We start from the raw sequence: 16,006 nt of genomic DNA, 5'->3' as shown, positions 1-16,006 counted from the left end.
TTTGATCGCTTCTATCAGTAAAATTTGTAAAATTCTAAATTGTTTTACGAGTGATGAACCTGTACTAGGAAATTCTGAAATAGCTGAAAAACTAAATATGAATGCTAGTACGGTTCATCACCTTGTTCGTACGTTGTGTGAAGAAGGAATGCTCATTCAAGATGAGCAAAGAAAATATAGATTAGGTTGGAAATTGTTAGAGTGGGGAAATCAAGTAATGTTTCAGCAAGAGATTTATAGTGGAGCAATTCCGCTTGTAGAAGAGCTTGTAAGGAATTTTAATGGAACTGTGCATATTGGCATGTTTGATCGTGGTGATGTTGTATTTATTTTGAAAGTTTCATCAAAGGATTCCGTTCAGATTTCAACACATGTTGGATCAAGAGAGCCTGCGTATTGTACAAGTACAGGGAAAGTGCTGCTTTCATTTAATTCATCTCCCTTAGAATTTACTTCAGAAAAAAGGCTTTTACCACGAGCACCCAATACAATTACTTGCGTGAAACAATTCCAGACAGAGTTACAGACGATTCGTAAGCAAGGTTATTCAATTAGTGATAATGAAAATGAGCATGGATTGTATGGAATTGCAGCTCCCATTCGATCTTACACTGGGAGAACAATTGCAGCGCTTAATATTGTTGGACCTATATCGTATATGCAGGGAAGTAATCGTGAAATCATAATTCAAAGTGTGATGAATACGGCGAATTTAATTTCGAAGGAGTTTGGTTTTTTGGAAATTTAATTCCAAAAAAGAGGGGTGAGACTCATTTATATACATGATAACTGTATACCGGTATTAAAGAGATCAATTGTCTCAATTGGTGCTTTTGATGGCGTACATAAAGGTCATCAAGTTGTTATTAAAAACGCGATTCATAGAGCGAAAGAATTAAAGATTACAAATGTTGTGTATACATTTGATCCACCACCACGTTCTTATTTTCAAGGCGCTCGAATATTAACGCCAATTGATGAGAAGGTGAAACGTCTTCAGAATCTTGGTGTTGAACATATAGTTGCAATTCGTTTTGATGAGTCCTATGTAACAAAAAGGGCGAGTTATTTTGTTAAAGAGCTACAAAGGTTATGTCCTGTAGAAATTTATATTGGCCAAGATTTTAGATTTGGAAAAAATCGAGAGGGTGATATAGAGCTTCTACGAGAACACTTCAATATTTCTATAGTTGAAGATGTGTGTTGTGAAGAAGGTGAGCGGATATCTTCAACAAGAATTAGAAATCATGTATGTCAAGGAGAGTTACAAAAGTCTAGCTCTTTACTCGGATGGTCTTTCAAAACGATATAAATAGAAGGAATAATGAGGAGGAAGAAATATGTCAAAAACATTACAATCTTTTAATTTACTAAAATGGATTGATGAGAATAAAGATTTGTTGAAGCCGCCGGTAAATAATAAGGTTATTTGGCAGGACTCGGAATTTATCGCCATGATATTAGGTGGTCCAAATAGAAGACGTGATTTCCATGTAGATCCCTCAGATGAGTTTTTTTATCAAATTAAAGGTGACTGTTATGTGGAATGTATTACAGAGGAAGGTAAGCGTGAAGTCGTTACAGTAAAAGAAGGCGATGTATTTATGCTACCAGCTATGGTACCTCATTCACCACATCGCGTTGCTAACACATATGGGCTAGTAATTGAAAGAAAACGTAACCAAGGAGAACTCGAGGATTTCGTTTGGTTCTGTGACGAGTGTAATCATGAAATGCATCGTGTACGTGTTCAATTAAATGATATTGAAAAACAAGTAAAAGAAGCGATTCATAGTTTTAATTCAAATAAGGAAATTCGCGCATGTAAAAACTGTGGTTACATTATGCCGGAAGAAGTGGAGGAATGGAAGTGCGAATAGATTTTCATACACATATTATTCCTGAAACTTTTCCGGATTTTGAAGAGAAGTTTGGTGGCGGTCGTTGGCCAATATTAAATCGGACTTGTACATGTGGTGCAAGTATTATGGTTGGAGGCAAAAATTTTCGTGACGTGACAGATCAAGTATGGTGTCCTGAGAAAAGGATTGAAGATATGAACCGTGAAGGTGTCGATATTCAAGTTTTATCACCAATCCCTGTCACATTTTCGTATTGGGCAAAACCAGAGGAAGCTGAAAGTATGGCACGTATTCAAAATGATTTTATTGCAGAAACAGTTTTAGCATATCCAGATCGTTTTGTCGGATTAGGAACGGTTCCGATGCAAGATGGGGAAACTGCGGTTCGTGAAATGGAGCGGTGTATTACGGAATTAAATTTACATGGTATTGAAATTGGTACAAACGTAAATGGGAAAAATTTAGATGATCCATCATTTATTGAATTCTTTCGAATGGCCGAAAAGTGGCAAGTTCCAATTTTTATTCATCCATGGGAAACATTAGGGCGCGATAGAATGCCGCATCATAATTTTATGTATACAGTCGGGATGCCGAGTGAAACGGCTTTAGCGGCAGCTACACTTATATGGAGTGGGATAATGGAGAAGTTTCCACGGTTGAAGGTTTGTTTTGCGCATGGTGGAGGGTCTTTCCCATATATTTTGCCAAGATTAGATCAGGGGTGGAAAGTATGGCCACATTTGCGGTTGACTACACACCCTCCTAGTTATTATGCAAAGAAATTTTATTTTGATTCTTTAAATTACGATCCTATTAATTTGAAATATATGATTGAAAGATTTGGACATGAAAAAATTTTCATGGGTTCGGATTATCCATTTTTATTGCGAGAAATTGATCCAGGAAAAGTGATTGACGAGACATCCGGTTTATCTGAGGAACAAAAGGCAGCAATGCTTGGGGGAAATGCTGCGGAATTTTTAAATATTGATATAAAAAAACGAGGTGAAGCATATGCAGAGAGTACAAACACCTGAGAATAAATTAAGTGAGTTAGGTATCACACTACCAGCTATTCGTCCAGCAGTCGGAAATTATGTTAGTTGTGTAAAAGTAGGTAACTTATTGTTTACTGCTGGACAAGGTGTAGATGAGTATCATGGGAAATTAGGAAAGGATATACCAATTGATGAGGGATATAAAGCAGCAAGACAATCAATGTTGAATTTGTTAAGTGTTGTGAGAAACGAACTTGGTGATTTAAATAAGGTAAAACGAGTTGTAAAGATGCTTGGTTTTGTAAATTGTACAGAAGATTTTATCGATCAGCCAAAGGTAATGAATGGAGCATCGGATTTATTAGTAGATATTTTTGGGGAAAAGGGAAAACACGCCCGCTCTGCTGTCGGAATGGCTCAATTACCTAATAACACAACAATTGAAATTGAGATGGTTTTAGAAATTGAGGAATAGGAGGTAAGGAAGGTGAACAAAGAATTATTAGCTGAAAAACTGAAAGTAAAAGATGCGAAGTTGTTTATTGATGGACAATATGTGGATTCTATATCCGGCGAAACGTTTGATACGTTCAATCCAGCGACGAATAGAAAGCTTGCTTCTATAGCAAAGGCAAATGAAGAGGACACAAAAAGAGCAATTGATGTGGCAGAACGAACATTTAAAAGTGGTATTTGGAGTAAAATGCCTGTGGAAGAACGATCGAATATTTTATGCAAAATGTCGGATTTGATTATGGAAAGAGTGGATGAACTAGCGTATTTAGAAACTCTTGATGTTGGAAAACCAATTAAAGAAAGTAAAGGGTTCGATATACCACGCTCGGCTCATAATTTTCGCTTCTTTGCTGAAATGGCTAAATATATGGTGCATGAACATTATGACAAACATAACTTTATGTCATATGCAAAGTATGCTCCAGCGGGAGTGACTAGTTTAATCATTCCTTGGAATTTGCCATTTATGCAAATGACGTGGAAAGTATCAGCTGCACTTGCTTCTGGTAATACTGTTGTTGTCAAACCAGCCTCGTATACCCCTTTAAGTGCAGTTATGCTCGGTGAAATTGCAAATGATGCAGGGCTACCTCCAGGTGTACTTAATATTATTACAGGTCCAGGAAATACTGTTGGGACAACAATGACAACACATCCGGCTGTAAGAAGAATTTCATTTGTTGGAGAAAGTAACACAGGAAAAACAATTATGCGTAATGCATCAGAAAACTTAATTCCTGTTTCATTAGAGTTAGGGGGTAAATCAGCAAATATCGTATTTGAAGATGCGGATTTAGATGAAGCAGTACAAGGATCGATTGAAGCTATTTATCGGAACCAAGGAGAAATTTGTTTAGCTGGTTCAAGATTACTTGTGCAAGAAAGTGTATATGAACAGTTTTTAGAGGAATTTGTAGCGGCTGTAAAAAGAATAAAAGTGGGAGATCCTCTTTCTGAAGATACCGATATGGGAGCGCTTGTATCAAAATCTCATTTAGAAACAGTTGATCGTTACGTAGAAATAGGGATTTCGGAAGGCGCAAAATTAGCCTATGGTGGAAAAAGAGTTAAAAGTTTAGTAGAAGGGAATTTTTATGAACCTACTATTCTATATGATGTTGATAACAGTATGCGTGTAGCGCAAGAAGAGATATTTGGCCCAGTTCTAGTTGTTATCCCATTTAAAACGGAGGAGGATGCAATTCGCATTGCGAACGATTCCGTTTATGGACTAGCTGGAGTTGTTTGGACGAACGATCTTAGACGAGCACAACGAGTTGTTTCACAAATTGATTCAGGCTTACTATGGATTAATTGTTGGTATGTCCGAGATTTACGAACTCCATTTGGAGGTTCGAAGGCTAGCGGGATTGGTAGAGAAGGTGGACGTCATAGTTTTGAATTTTATACAGAAGCTAAGACAGTTACGATGAAATTATAAAGTCAATGCTGCACCAGTGGAGTTTTATCCGACTGTTTGTGAACAGTAAAGCTCCCACCTCAAAATTATGTGGAAACAAAGAAGCTAGGTGGGAGCAAATTAAAGTTTCGTTGATGTGCGATAAGTATAAAATTGAAAAATGGGGTGAGATGAGTGCAGTTATTAATTAAAGAATTAGCAGATGAACTAATACAAGCTGAAAATTCGTGTGTAGGGATTACTCCTTTTACAGAGAGGTATTCTAATTTATCAGTTTTGGATGCTTATAATATTCAACTTGAAGTTATAGAGAGGAAATTAGAGAGTGGGCGTAGCATAATTGGGAAGAAAATCGGTCTTACGAGTGTTGCAATGCAACAAATGCTTGGAGTAGATGAACCTGACTATGGACATTTACTAGATGATATGAAGATAGAAAATGGTAGTGAAATTTCAATAGGCTCCTTTGTATCTCCAAAGATAGAAGCAGAAATAGGTTTTGTTTTAGCAGAAGACTTAAGCGGTCCTAACATTACATATGTTGATGTTCTAATGGCGACGAAATATGTCGTGCCTACACTTGAAATTATTGATAGTAGAATTGCCGATTGGAAGATTCAGCTTGCTGATACAGTGGCGGATAATGGGTCATCGGCAAAAGTTGTAGTTGGTGATACATTCTCTAGCATTGATAAAGTAGATTTACGTACAACAGGAATGACACTTTATAAGAATAATTGTTTAATTGCTACAGGAGCTGGCGCAGCAGCATTAGGGCATCCTGCGCAAGCTGTTGCTTGGTTAGCTAATAAACTTCATGAATTTAATATTGGATTAAAAGCAGGTGAGTTAATTTTACCAGGTGCGTTATCTGTTGCAGTCGCAGTGAATAGTAAAGATAGTATTCAAGCTGATTTCGGTTCACTAGGATCAGTTTTTGTTAAATTCAAATAGATTAAAGCGGTGAAAAAGGGGGGATAGATGTGGAAAAAGTAAAGGCAGCTATTATTGGATCAGGTAATATTGGCACGGATTTAATGTATAAGTTAAGAAAAAGTGAAGTCATAGAGCTGAATGCCATGATTGGAATAGATTCAGAATCGGATGGTTTAAAGCGAGCAAAAGAAGAGGGATATGTGGTTTTTGATAACGGGATACAAGCAATTATTGATAAGCCGAGTATAGCTGATATTGTATTTGATGCAACTTCAGCTAAAGCACATAATTATCATGCAAAAGTATTAGGAGAGCTTGGAAAAAAAATAATCGACTTAACACCTGCTGCATGTGGACCGTTCGTTTGCCCTGCTTTACAAAATAATGATTTTGTAGATAAGCAAAACGTTAATATGATTACGTGCGGGGGGCAAGCAACGATTCCGATTGTACATGCTATTAATGAGGTGGCAAATGTTGCATATGCAGAGATAGTTGCTACAATTTCAAGTTTAAGTGCAGGTCCAGGTACAAGGGCGAATATTGATGAATTCACAATTACGACAAGGCGTGGAATTGAAGAAATTGGCGGGGCAGATCAGGGGAAAGCACTCATTATATTAAATCCTGCGGACCCTCCTATTTTAATGAGAGATACAGTATATTGTGAAGTTAAGTATATGGATGAGGTTTCTATCCGAGAGGCGATTCAAAAGATGGTTGAAGTAGTTAGGACGTATGTTCCAGGTTATGCGTTAAAACAAGAGCCAATGTTTGATGGGAATCGTGTGACTGTATTTTTAGAGGTTGAAGGAGCTGGAGATTATTTTCCTCCTTATGCCGGTAATTTAGATATTATGACAGCAGCGGCATTAAAAGTTGGTGAAGAGTTTGCAGCGCAGATCATTTCAGAAATGAAAAGAGGTGTAATGAATGAGGCGAAATAGTAAAATGCCAATTAAAATAACGGAAGTTTGTTTACGTGATGGAAGTCATGTAATGAAACATCAATTTACAGAAGAACAAGTTCGTTCTGTAACAAGGGCATTAGATGAAGCTGGTATGCATTATATCGAAGTGAGTCATGGAGATGGTTTAGGAGGCTCTACATTACAATATGGAAAGTCGCTAATTAATGAAATGAAGCTGATTGAAGCAGCGGTAGATGAGTGCAAGCAAGCTAAAGTAGCTGTTTTGTTAATTCCTGGTATTGGAACTATCCATGAACTAAAGCAAGCTGCAAATATTGGTGCGAAACTTGTTCGTGTAGCAACGCATGTAACAGAAGCGGATGTTTCAGCCCAGCATATTCAATTTGCACGTGAGTTAGGTATGGAAGTGTGCGGTTTTTTAATGATGGCACATTCTGCACCGGTTGAAAAGTTAGTAGAACAAGCAAAGCTGATGGAGGCCTATGGTGCAGAAGCGATTTATGTAACTGATTCAGCTGGTGCTTTATTGCCTCATGAAGTACGTGAACGTATTCGTGCATTACGTCAATCTTTAAATGTCGAAATTGGCTTCCATGGCCATAACAACCTTTCTGTTGCAGTAGCGAATACAGTGGCGGCAATTGAAGAAGGTGCGACACGTATTGATGGAAGTGTACGGTGTCTTGGAGCGGGGGCTGGAAATGCACAAACAGAAGTATTGCTCGCCGTTTTAGATCGTATGGGATATGAACTAGATATAGATCTGTATAAGATGATGGACTTAGCAGAGGACGTAGTCGCTCCGTTATTACCGGAGCCGCAAGAAATTCAAAAAGGTAGTCTTGTAATGGGGTATGCTGGTGTATACTCTAGCTTTTTATTACATGCTGAAAGAGCGGCAAAGCGTTTTGGTGTAGACGCTCGTGATATTTTAATAGAACTTGGGAAAAGAAAAGTAGTTGGCGGACAAGAGGATATGATTTTAGATGTAGCGGCAGAATTAGCAAAGATAAAAACGGGGGTGTAAAAAGTGGCTTTAGTGAAAGGGGCAGATTTAGAAATTGTTGACTATTTACTCCAGGCTGAAAAGGAAAGGAAAGAAGTAGTGAAAGTAACGGATAAGCATCCTGATTTAACGGTGGATGATGCTTATAGATTGCAAAAATGTTTAATTGAACAAAAAGTGAAGGAAGGTTCTAAAAGAGTTGGTGTAAAACTTGGATTAACGAGTAAGGCAAAACAACAAATGATGGGGATTGATGAAGCGATTTATGGGTATTTGTTACATGATATGATAGCGTTCGAATGGGAGCCGTTGCGATATGAAACATTAATTCATCCAAAAGTAGAACCAGAAGTTGCATTTTTAATAGGAGAGGATTTACAAGGTACAAATGTTACAGCCGATGATGTATTAAAGGCAACAAAATATGTCGCTCCAGCTTTAGAGATTATTGATAGCAGGTATTTAAATTTTAAATTTACATTACCTGATGTAATAGCAGATAATTGTTCATCTTCAAAGTTTTTATTAGGAAGTAGATGGATTGATGCTAAAAAAATAGATTTAGCTAGTATAGGGATGGTTATGTCGAAAAACGGTAAGATTGCTACAACTGGAACAGGGGCAGCTGTACTGGGGCATCCAGCAGAGGCGATTGCTTGGGCGGTGAATAAACTTGGTTTACAAAATGAAGGATTTAAAAAAGGTGATATCGTATTAAGTGGAGCATTGTCAGAAGCGATTGCATTCAAAGCAGGAGATTCTATTATTGCACAGTTTGATGACTTAGGAAGTGTAGCAATGTTTTGTGAATAAATAGTAAAGAGAGAGAGAGAAATGCCAATTATACAAATTCAAATAATAGAAGGTAGAGGACGAGAGCAAATTCAAAATCTTATTTCAGATGTTACAGAGGCGGTTGCAAAAAATTTAGATGTAGATGCTGGGCGTGTACGTGTTTTAGTAAATGAAATCCCTAGTTCACATTGGGGAGTAGGAGGAAAGTCGAAAGCTAGTTTAGAAAAAAGTTAGTTGGTAATAAAAGCAATTTTCATTCTTTTAGGAATGGGGATTGCTTTTATTATTTTGAAAAATCTTAATAATATGTTAAAATTTAACCTTGTTTAAAAGGAGATAAGGGGGAAATAGACATGCAAATACTACTAATACGCCACGGAGAATCAGAAGCTGATATTTTAAATGTACATGAAGGACGAGCTGATTTTGAATTAACAGAAAAGGGAAGACAGCAAGTACAAAAACTTATCCAGAAAGTGAAAGCGGAATTTCCGCCAGATTTCATATGGGCAAGTACATTAAAACGTGCTCGTGAAACTGCTGAAACATTAGCGGAAGCAATGGGATGCCCAATTCAATTAGAAGAGGAATTAATGGAGTTTAATAATGGGGTACAAGCAGGTTTGTCATTTGAAGAAGCGAAGAAATATCCAGAGCCAAAGTATCTTCACGATCGTTTTGAAAACGGGGAATCATTTATTGAATTTAGAATGAGAATAGAAGGAATCTTTTCTAAAATTGTGACAGAGAATACATATGACCGGATTGCAATTGTTGCACATGGTGGTGTAATAAATAGTATATTACGTGCATTTTTCCAAATGCCAATTTCAATGGACTATTATTTTAAAATGGGAGATACGGGAATTAGTTTGATTGAATTTAAGGATAAACAGAAAATAGTTCATTTTATAAATGATACAAATCATTTGGATGGAATGTAATAGGATATGTACAAAGTTGTATTTTTTGATGTGGACGGTACGCTGTTAAGTGAGATTGATAGAAGTATGCATGAAAGCACAAGAGAAGCAATACAAAGATTGATAGATAAAGGTATTCACGTAGTTGTTACAACTGGGAGACCATATAGTTTGTGCACACAATTTAAAGAACTAGGCATAAATACGTTTATTTCTGCAAATGGCGCACATATAAAGTGTGATGAAGAGGTTATACATAAATCGGTACTTTCTAGTGGAATTGTTCATGATATTTCAAATTTCGCTGAATTACATGGTCACAGTGTTTCTTATTTTACAGAGGAATTTGCAATGAATGGTATTGCCTCGAAAGATGAACGTGTAATACGAGCACTAAACGAAACGTTAAATTTAAAACAGTATCCTGACAAAGTCAGAAACTTGTTGGAAGAGGTTTATTGTGTATGTCTGTATGCTGATGAAACAGAAGCCCAAAAATTTTTAAAAAGATATCCAACGCTTACGTTTGAACGTTTTCATGGTTACGTTATGAATGTATTGGAAGATAGTAAAGTATCGAAGCTAACTGCAATTCAAAAGGTATTGGAACATCTGAAAATTTGTAAATCAGAAGCAATTGCTTTTGGTGACGGTGGAAATGATGTTGAGATGTTACAATATGTAGGATTAGGAATTGCGATGGGGAATGGTGGGGAAGAGTTAAAGAAAAGAGCGGATTTTATTACAAAAAAATCAAGTGAAGGTGGCATTGCTTTTGCTTTAAAGGAATTTAAGATTATGTGAACTACTCACCACTTAGCAAAGCTTGAAGTGGGAGCTTCTCAGTTCCACGACGAAAGTAACCTTTCGTCTCCCTGAGCGTTACTTCGGGGTGTTCCACCCCTAGATGTCCAACGCTTGGATGCTCTCTTGGTACGGTTGATATTTTACGCAGGAACCGAATGGCTTGGTTTTCGCACTCTATTTTCTACCTGCAACCTTATATATCAAGTTATCAAAGAACTTCATATAGCTAGTTTATCAAAAGTTTTTGGCTATGCCAAACCGAAATTCATCTCCCACCTACCGTTGGGTTATCGCCCTTCACACGCTTGAGGAAGGAGAATTCTTTCGGTAAATTCGTTAAAAAGATATCTTTATTCGAATAAAGATATCTTAGGATCATGAATATGCTCACATAATAAAGTATGAATTTGCCCACGGTGATGATAAAAGTGTGCAATAATTTCAAGTAACCATTCAAATCGAGAATAAGAAATACCCCAATAGGCGGTCATAACTTCCGCTAATTCTTCATTGGAATAGGATAGAAAAGTTTTAGAAAGAAGATTGTACCCTTGTATCAATGTTTGCTGCATTTGAGTAATTGTTTTAGGTGTATGCTCTTTATAAAAAGTATGTAGCTCTTTTTCCTTAATACCATTTAAGATGAGAGAATCAGCATGACAAATAAGTGAAAGATGTGTACACATTTCAAATAGTGAACGCTTTGATTGAATCGGTGTTATTTGCAAATTGTTATCATTATATTGGTTGAGCATATGAATAAAACTATCAACAGCAACTTTAAGTTGATGCAACGCGGATTGGACAAACATTGTAATTTTCCTCGCCTCCGTATATAATAGTTTCTTAAGGGTATTATATCATACTCAAAATTCGGAAAATTCTAGTAGTTTGACTAGCATAGTGAAAAGTATTATATTGTAAAAGGTCATATGAAACGTGAAATAGAATGGAATGCAATTATTGAGTTAGGAGTTAGACCAATGAGTTTGAAATATGGAAGAGATACAATTGTTGAAGTTGACTTAAATGCTGTAAAACATAATGTAAAAGAATTTAAAAAACATGTAAACGATGAAAATATTGCGATGATGGCTGCTGTAAAAGCGAATGGGTATGGCCATGGGGCAGTTGAAGTTGCGAAAGCTGCTATTGAAGCAGGAATAAACCAACTTGCTGTTGCATTTGTAGATGAAGCAATTGAATTAAGAGAAGCTGGAATCACTGTACCGATTTTAATTTTAGGCTATACACCAGTAGCGGCTGCAGAAGATGTAATTCAATATGACGTTATGATGACTGTTTATAGAGTAGAAGATTTACATGGTATAAATGAAATTGCAAATCGTCTTCAAAAGAAAGTGCGTATTCATGTGAAAATTGATACAGGAATGAGCCGTATCGGTTTACAAGAAGAAGAAGTTAAACCATTTTTTGAAGAGTTAAAACGTATGCGATATGTAGAAGTAGTAGGAATGTTTACACATTACTCTACCGCTGATGAAATAGATAAAACTTATACAAATATGCAAACAAGTTTGTTTGAGAAAGCTGTAAATACAGCGGAAGAATTAGGGATTCATTTTCCATATATTCATAGTTCAAACAGTGCAGGATCAATGGAGCTTAGTAACACATTTCAAAATATGGTTCGTGTCGGTATTGGAGTTTACGGCATGTATCCTTCAAGAGAAGTTGATTATACAGTTGTTTCATTACAGCCAGCGTTGTCTTTAAAATCAAAAGTAGCTCATGTTAAACATGCGAAGAAAAATCGTGGTGTTAGCTATGGGAATACGTATGTAACAACGGGTGAAGAATGGATTGCGACTGTACCTATTGGCTATGCAGATGGTTATAATCGTCAGTTATCTAATAAAGGGCAGGCGTTAATTAATGGAGTTCGAGTGCCTGTTATTGGTCGTGTTTGTATGGATCAGCTTATGCTAGATGTTACAAAAGCGATGCCAGTACAAGTAGGAGACGAAGTTGTATTCTACGGCAAACAAGGTGAAGAAGAGATTGCAGTAGAAGAAATAGCTGATATATTAGGTACTATTAACTATGAAGTTACATGTATGTTAGATAGAAGAATTCCGCGTGTATATAAAGAAAAGAATGCAACGACTACCGTTGTAAATATATTAAGAAAAAAATAATACAAAAAAACTGAATCGATACGATTCAGTTTTTTTATTTTTGACAAATGAAAAATGTTCTATTTGTACCGTGTAATTGAATATTGTTAAATCCTACAGATTTTAAAGAAGAAATTATGTCTTCTTTAGAGTAACAAGCCTCTTCGAAAGAAAAGTCACTTCTTTTCCAAAGATTATTTCCGTCATGTTTAAATAGAATGAAATTCATCTTTGCTCTGTGACTTTCATTATCATAAGTGGAATCGATGGTACAAACATATTCGCCTTCTGAAATATGAAAAGAAGCGCTCCAATTTTCAAGAAATCCTTTTTCCATATTCATATCAAATGCGAAAGAGCCGCCATCATATAGCGCAGAGTAAACGTTTTGAAAAGTATTTTTTAGTTCATCCAATTTCATAATGTGGTTTAAGCTATCGCCGGCTGAGATGACATAGTGGAACTGCTCATCTACTTTGAAATAGCGCGCATCATCAACGATGAAGGTTGCATCTGGTGCATTTTCGCGTGCATGTGCAATCATTTGAGCTGAACCGTCTATACCAGTTACAATGAAATTATTATCAATTAATATTTTAGTAAGATGCCCGGTTCCGCAGCAAAGATCTAATACGCGGGAGTGGGAATTAGCATATTGTAAAATAAATTTATGATAGGCTGGATAGGAGTGTTCGGCAAAATGCCCCCAATGCTTATTGTAAATAGATGCGAAGATATCATAGTCCGAATAAATGCTTTTATTAGACATACTTAGCCTCCTCATTTTCCAACAATCTATAATAATCATACTTCGTCATAATTTCAAATCCACATTGTGTATAAAGTTTTAAAGCATTTTTATTTTTTGTTTCAACTTCTAATTCAATTGTTGAAATTCCTTTTGTAATGAGGGTATGCACCATATAGCTGAGAATTTCTTTGCCATACCCTTTACCTTGATAAGATGGATGCACAGCAAATCCTGATAGTGTAGTAGAGTGTTTTTGCTCAGTAACAGTTATCGTTCCTATCACTTTGTCATCGATAAGAGCGCTGTAAATTTGACGAGAAGATGAAGTCAGCATTTTTTGTAGCCATGCGGTAGTATTTTTTACTGAATCTCCAAAAGCTTTACTAGCGATTTCTATAAGATCAGGAAGTAATTCAGAAGATGCAACGGAAAGTTTAATATTATTCTCTGTTCTTTTTTGTGTTTCATTTGATTTGAACTCCATACTATATTCACTAAACACATAAGGTAGGTTCATATACTTTGCAAATGCTTTCCCAGATGAGGAATCTCCATTAATGATGAGAAGAACTTCATCTGTTTCTCTTTTTTGTATTTCGTTTATTGCAGTTTGTAAAAGAGTCGTGCCTATATGTTGTTTTCTATAGTTTGGATGAACAAATCCTATTAACTCCAGTTTAGTCGGTCTTCCAAATTCATACATACTTAATGCACCAATTAATTGTGTATTATCATAAAATAGAAAATCATTTATTTCTTCTTTATTACGAGCAGTTAAAAAGTTTACATGTAAATCTGACGAATAATCAATTTGATCGTGTTGTCCGCAAATATGAGCTAAATCTTTCATTTGCTGAATTTCGTTTGCTGTTAAAGATTTCTTTTTTTCAATATTCATTTCATAATCCCTCGCAATCGTTTTTAAAAATAGGATGGATGACGTAACCACTTTTCTAACTCCACACTCCCTTGAACAGATAATAAGCGATATAAATATCGATAGGGTTGTCTACATTCTTCAAGACGAGGAATGGGCATAATGGTCTCATAACCTTGTTTAAAAGCACGTGCCTCTTTTTCTGTAAGTACATATTCTAATCCGATAAAATCGAATTCTCGTGGAGCAATTGCATAAGCTTCTGTATCTACTAAACCAGTAATAGATTGACCATCTGATAAAAACTGAGTAGGATCCATATCAATTAAAACGAGTGTAGATTCCTTTGGTATGGATAAGGAAGAGAGCTGTGATTCAAAAGTATGAAATGCGTTATGTATGCTCATATTATCGGAATAAAACATATTCACAAGATCGCTACTTGCTTTTAAAATGTGAGACTTAAATTTTTCAAGTGGCACTTGGAAAGTACCAGAAGGGTTTCCTATGAAATTAGCTTTAAATGAATGAATCTCTGCTAGTCCTTTTCCAAGGCTGAATAAAATAGAATCAGGTTGTCCGATAAATGATTGCAGCGTACTTCCTGCTAGTTTTTCGGCGATAACATACTCTCGTCCATCTAAAACATGTTTTTGTAAAATAGTCGGGATGGGTAAGGTAGTATGCTTTTTCAATAATGTGTGTATCGTTTCTAAATGATGTACATTTCTTGGATCAATTCCAAATAGGTTTTGGCATCCCCACCAAAAATCATCGTTTGGTTCCTCAGTCATTTTTGAAGAGCGAACGATGACTTCTTTAGTCTCTGTTTTTACGAGAAACACGTCGCTTGCATGGTCTTCATAGCCTGGATGTAGTGCTTGGGCGGATAGGATGGGGGAAGTGAATAGTTGTTGTAACATGCGAATTCTCCTTTTATTCTGTAAATTCGATAAACTAATTATATAACATAATGTAAGTATGAGGGGGATTTAGGATTGTAATTATTTCTGAATGAAAGCTAGCAATGCTACATAAGAATTACCAAAAAGGTGAAAAATATGTGTATATAAGCCGATTTCTTTGTATTTACAGAAAAACTACGTTAAAATAATACTAAGAAAATATATATGTTTTGGGGGTAATGAATGAAAAAAGTATTCGAATACATATTATTAACAATTGGATCTATTATTGTAGCTGGTTCACTAGAACTTATTTTAGCGCCTAATGGACTAGTGGACGGAGGGGTAACTGCGATTGCTATTATGGCAAATAAGGTTGCAGGATTACCGCTTTACGGAGTGTTTTTAGGACTTAATATTCCTATTTTATTATTTACTGCAAAAGTAATGGGAAAGAAGTTCTTTATCCGTACGTCTTATGCAAATGTTGTTACAACACTCGGATTGATTTATTTAAAACCATTTCCAGCAATTACGACTTCGGAATTATTAATTGTACTTTACGGAGGAGTTCTATTTGGAGTTGGTGTTGGGATCGTTGTAAAAATGGGCGGAGCAATTGACGGATCAGAAATGTTAGCTGTTTGGATGAATAAGCATTTTAAAGTACCAATTAGTACATTTTTACTTGCTGTAAATGCAGTTATTTTTGTATTTGTTGCTATTTTATTTTCAATTGAGCAAGCGATGTTCTCATTAGCAATTTTCTATATTGTTACGAAAATGATAGATTTCATATTAGACGGTATTAATCAAGGAAAGAGCGTCATGATTATTTCGAATAAAAATAAAGAAATTGGCGAACTGCTTATGAAAGAATTGCAACTGTCTGTTACGTATCTACATGGAGAAGGTGGTTTTTTAGGTGAGCATCAGAGAATCATTTATTGTATTACAAACCGTTTCATTTATCCAAAAATGAAAGATCTCGTTCTCTCTGTAGATCCAAGTGCTATAATTGAAGCTTCTTATTCAACAGAAACAACTGGTGTAAAGCGTCCAGGAAGGACAGCCCGATCAGGAGACGTATCAGAAAAATAGTGTGTAAAATAACTCCACATAAGTATAACTTATGTG

The 16,006-nt window shown here is 35.9% G+C and carries 19 protein-coding genes; 15 read left to right on the top strand and 4 right to left on the bottom strand.

Annotated features, from left to right (window positions below):
• The first annotated feature begins 1 nt into the window (after nt 1).
• The 13 genes from ACTFQM_RS05120 to ACTFQM_RS05060 all read left to right on the top strand — a co-directional run bounded on the left by ACTFQM_RS05120 (nt 2) and on the right by ACTFQM_RS05060 (nt 10,195).
• The gene (locus ACTFQM_RS05120; RefSeq protein WP_002171558.1) at nt 2–748 is read left to right on the top strand and encodes an IclR family transcriptional regulator; all 747 of its coding nucleotides are present in this window, start codon (nt 2–4) and stop codon (nt 746–748) included.
• Between the two features lie 15 nt (nt 749–763).
• On the top strand, nt 764–1,312 hold the full coding sequence (locus tag ACTFQM_RS05115) for an FAD synthetase family protein (RefSeq protein WP_002171559.1): 549 nt from the start codon (nt 764–766) through the stop codon (nt 1,310–1,312).
• Between the two features lie 28 nt (nt 1,313–1,340).
• Entirely contained in the window at nt 1,341–1,880 is a 540-nt protein-coding gene (nbaC, locus tag ACTFQM_RS05110; RefSeq protein WP_002171560.1) for a 3-hydroxyanthranilate 3,4-dioxygenase, read from the top strand.
• A complete protein-coding gene (locus tag ACTFQM_RS05105; protein WP_033718903.1) occupies nt 1,865–2,902 on the top strand; it encodes an amidohydrolase family protein in 1,038 nt (345 codons plus the stop codon). The genes nbaC and ACTFQM_RS05105 overlap by 16 nt, the downstream gene beginning before the upstream one ends.
• Entirely contained in the window at nt 2,880–3,338 is a 459-nt protein-coding gene (locus ACTFQM_RS05100) for a RidA family protein (RefSeq protein WP_002171562.1), read from the top strand. The genes ACTFQM_RS05105 and ACTFQM_RS05100 overlap by 23 nt, the downstream gene beginning before the upstream one ends.
• Before the next feature lie 12 nt (nt 3,339–3,350).
• Entirely contained in the window at nt 3,351–4,820 is a 1,470-nt protein-coding gene (locus tag ACTFQM_RS05095) for an aldehyde dehydrogenase (RefSeq protein WP_440033648.1), read from the top strand.
• 153 nt (nt 4,821–4,973) lie between these two features.
• The gene (locus ACTFQM_RS05090; RefSeq protein ID WP_440033647.1) at nt 4,974–5,753 is read left to right on the top strand and encodes a 2-keto-4-pentenoate hydratase; all 780 of its coding nucleotides are present in this window, start codon (nt 4,974–4,976) and stop codon (nt 5,751–5,753) included.
• 29 nt (nt 5,754–5,782) lie between these two features.
• Complete coding sequence (locus ACTFQM_RS05085) at nt 5,783–6,682, top strand: acetaldehyde dehydrogenase (acetylating) (protein ID WP_440033646.1); 900 nt, start codon at nt 5,783–5,785, stop codon at nt 6,680–6,682.
• On the top strand, nt 6,669–7,694 hold the full coding sequence (gene dmpG / locus ACTFQM_RS05080) for a 4-hydroxy-2-oxovalerate aldolase (protein ID WP_440033645.1): 1,026 nt from the start codon (nt 6,669–6,671) through the stop codon (nt 7,692–7,694). Before ACTFQM_RS05085 ends, dmpG begins: the two co-directional genes overlap by 14 nt.
• A 3-nt stretch (nt 7,695–7,697) precedes the next feature.
• Nucleotides 7,698–8,486 (top strand): 2-keto-4-pentenoate hydratase, encoded by a 789-nt coding sequence (locus ACTFQM_RS05075; protein WP_440033644.1) that lies wholly within the window; start codon nt 7,698–7,700, stop codon nt 8,484–8,486.
• Nucleotides 8,487–8,702, top strand: coding sequence for a 4-oxalocrotonate tautomerase (locus tag ACTFQM_RS05070; RefSeq protein WP_265621536.1), 216 nt, complete (start codon nt 8,487–8,489; stop codon nt 8,700–8,702). It abuts the gene before it with no gap.
• A gap of 119 nt (nt 8,703–8,821) precedes the next feature.
• The gene (locus ACTFQM_RS05065; protein ID WP_440033642.1) at nt 8,822–9,412 is read left to right on the top strand and encodes a histidine phosphatase family protein; all 591 of its coding nucleotides are present in this window, start codon (nt 8,822–8,824) and stop codon (nt 9,410–9,412) included.
• Nucleotides 9,413–9,418: 6 nt separating this feature from the next.
• Nucleotides 9,419–10,195: a Cof-type HAD-IIB family hydrolase gene (locus tag ACTFQM_RS05060; RefSeq protein WP_440033641.1), complete on the top strand. Its 777-nt coding sequence runs from the start codon at nt 9,419–9,421 to the stop codon at nt 10,193–10,195.
• 353 nt (nt 10,196–10,548) lie between these two features.
• Here the strand turns inward: ACTFQM_RS05060 and ACTFQM_RS05055 are convergent, their stop codons facing one another.
• Nucleotides 10,549–11,010, bottom strand: a complete 462-nt coding sequence (locus ACTFQM_RS05055; RefSeq protein WP_440033640.1) for a DinB family protein — start codon at nt 11,008–11,010, stop codon at nt 10,549–10,551.
• Between the two features lie 171 nt (nt 11,011–11,181).
• Between ACTFQM_RS05055 and alr the strand changes: the two genes are divergently transcribed.
• Complete coding sequence (alr, locus tag ACTFQM_RS05050) at nt 11,182–12,357, top strand: alanine racemase (protein WP_440034386.1); 1,176 nt, start codon at nt 11,182–11,184, stop codon at nt 12,355–12,357.
• Nucleotides 12,358–12,391: 34 nt separating this feature from the next.
• Here alr and ACTFQM_RS05045 read toward each other — a convergent pair whose 3' ends face one another.
• Genes ACTFQM_RS05045 through ACTFQM_RS05035 form a run of 3 tightly spaced genes read right to left on the bottom strand, consistent with a single transcriptional unit; the run spans nt 12,392 to nt 14,887 of the window.
• A complete protein-coding gene (locus ACTFQM_RS05045; protein WP_400527730.1) occupies nt 12,392–13,105 on the bottom strand; it encodes a class I SAM-dependent methyltransferase in 714 nt (237 codons plus the stop codon).
• Nucleotides 13,098–13,985, bottom strand: coding sequence for a GNAT family N-acetyltransferase (locus ACTFQM_RS05040; RefSeq protein WP_440033639.1), 888 nt, complete (start codon nt 13,983–13,985; stop codon nt 13,098–13,100). Before ACTFQM_RS05040 ends, ACTFQM_RS05045 begins: the two co-directional genes overlap by 8 nt.
• A gap of 23 nt (nt 13,986–14,008) precedes the next feature.
• Complete coding sequence (locus ACTFQM_RS05035; RefSeq protein WP_440033638.1) at nt 14,009–14,887, bottom strand: nitrate reductase; 879 nt, start codon at nt 14,885–14,887, stop codon at nt 14,009–14,011.
• Between the two features lie 225 nt (nt 14,888–15,112).
• Between ACTFQM_RS05035 and ACTFQM_RS05030 the strand changes: the two genes are divergently transcribed.
• Nucleotides 15,113–15,970: a YitT family protein gene (locus ACTFQM_RS05030; protein WP_242272292.1), complete on the top strand. Its 858-nt coding sequence runs from the start codon at nt 15,113–15,115 to the stop codon at nt 15,968–15,970.
• Nucleotides 15,971–16,006: the final 36 nt, after the last annotated feature.

The organism is Bacillus cereus group sp. MYBK30-2, from assembly GCF_051915945.1.
Taxonomy (GTDB): Bacteria; Bacillota; Bacilli; order Bacillales; family Bacillaceae_G; genus Bacillus_A; species Bacillus_A paramycoides.
Note: the sequence above shows the minus strand (reverse complement) of the source record. Positions and strands in the feature narration are given on the sequence as shown.

What these genes read in the sequence shown, in the direction of transcription:
- nbaC (WP_002171560.1), top strand. Translation starts at nt 1,341, where the DNA reads ATGTCAAAAACATTACAATCTTTTAATTTACTAAAATGGATTGATGAG.
- ACTFQM_RS05105 (WP_033718903.1), top strand. Translation starts at nt 1,865, where the DNA reads ATGGAAGTGCGAATAGATTTTCATACACATATTATTCCTGAAACTTTT.
- ACTFQM_RS05100 (WP_002171562.1), top strand. Translation starts at nt 2,880, where the DNA reads ATGCAGAGAGTACAAACACCTGAGAATAAATTAAGTGAGTTAGGTATC.
- dmpG (WP_440033645.1), top strand. Translation starts at nt 6,669, where the DNA reads ATGAGGCGAAATAGTAAAATGCCAATTAAAATAACGGAAGTTTGTTTA.
- ACTFQM_RS05065 (WP_440033642.1), top strand. Translation starts at nt 8,822, where the DNA reads ATGCAAATACTACTAATACGCCACGGAGAATCAGAAGCTGATATTTTA.
- ACTFQM_RS05060 (WP_440033641.1), top strand. Translation starts at nt 9,419, where the DNA reads ATGTACAAAGTTGTATTTTTTGATGTGGACGGTACGCTGTTAAGTGAG.
- ACTFQM_RS05055 (WP_440033640.1), bottom strand. Translation starts at nt 11,010, where the DNA reads ATGTTTGTCCAATCCGCGTTGCATCAACTTAAAGTTGCTGTTGATAGT.
- alr (WP_440034386.1), top strand. Translation starts at nt 11,182, where the DNA reads ATGAGTTTGAAATATGGAAGAGATACAATTGTTGAAGTTGACTTAAAT.
- ACTFQM_RS05045 (WP_400527730.1), bottom strand. Translation starts at nt 13,105, where the DNA reads ATGTCTAATAAAAGCATTTATTCGGACTATGATATCTTCGCATCTATT.
- ACTFQM_RS05040 (WP_440033639.1), bottom strand. Translation starts at nt 13,985, where the DNA reads ATGAATATTGAAAAAAAGAAATCTTTAACAGCAAACGAAATTCAGCAA.
- ACTFQM_RS05035 (WP_440033638.1), bottom strand. Translation starts at nt 14,887, where the DNA reads ATGTTACAACAACTATTCACTTCCCCCATCCTATCCGCCCAAGCACTA.
- ACTFQM_RS05030 (WP_242272292.1), top strand. Translation starts at nt 15,113, where the DNA reads ATGAAAAAAGTATTCGAATACATATTATTAACAATTGGATCTATTATT.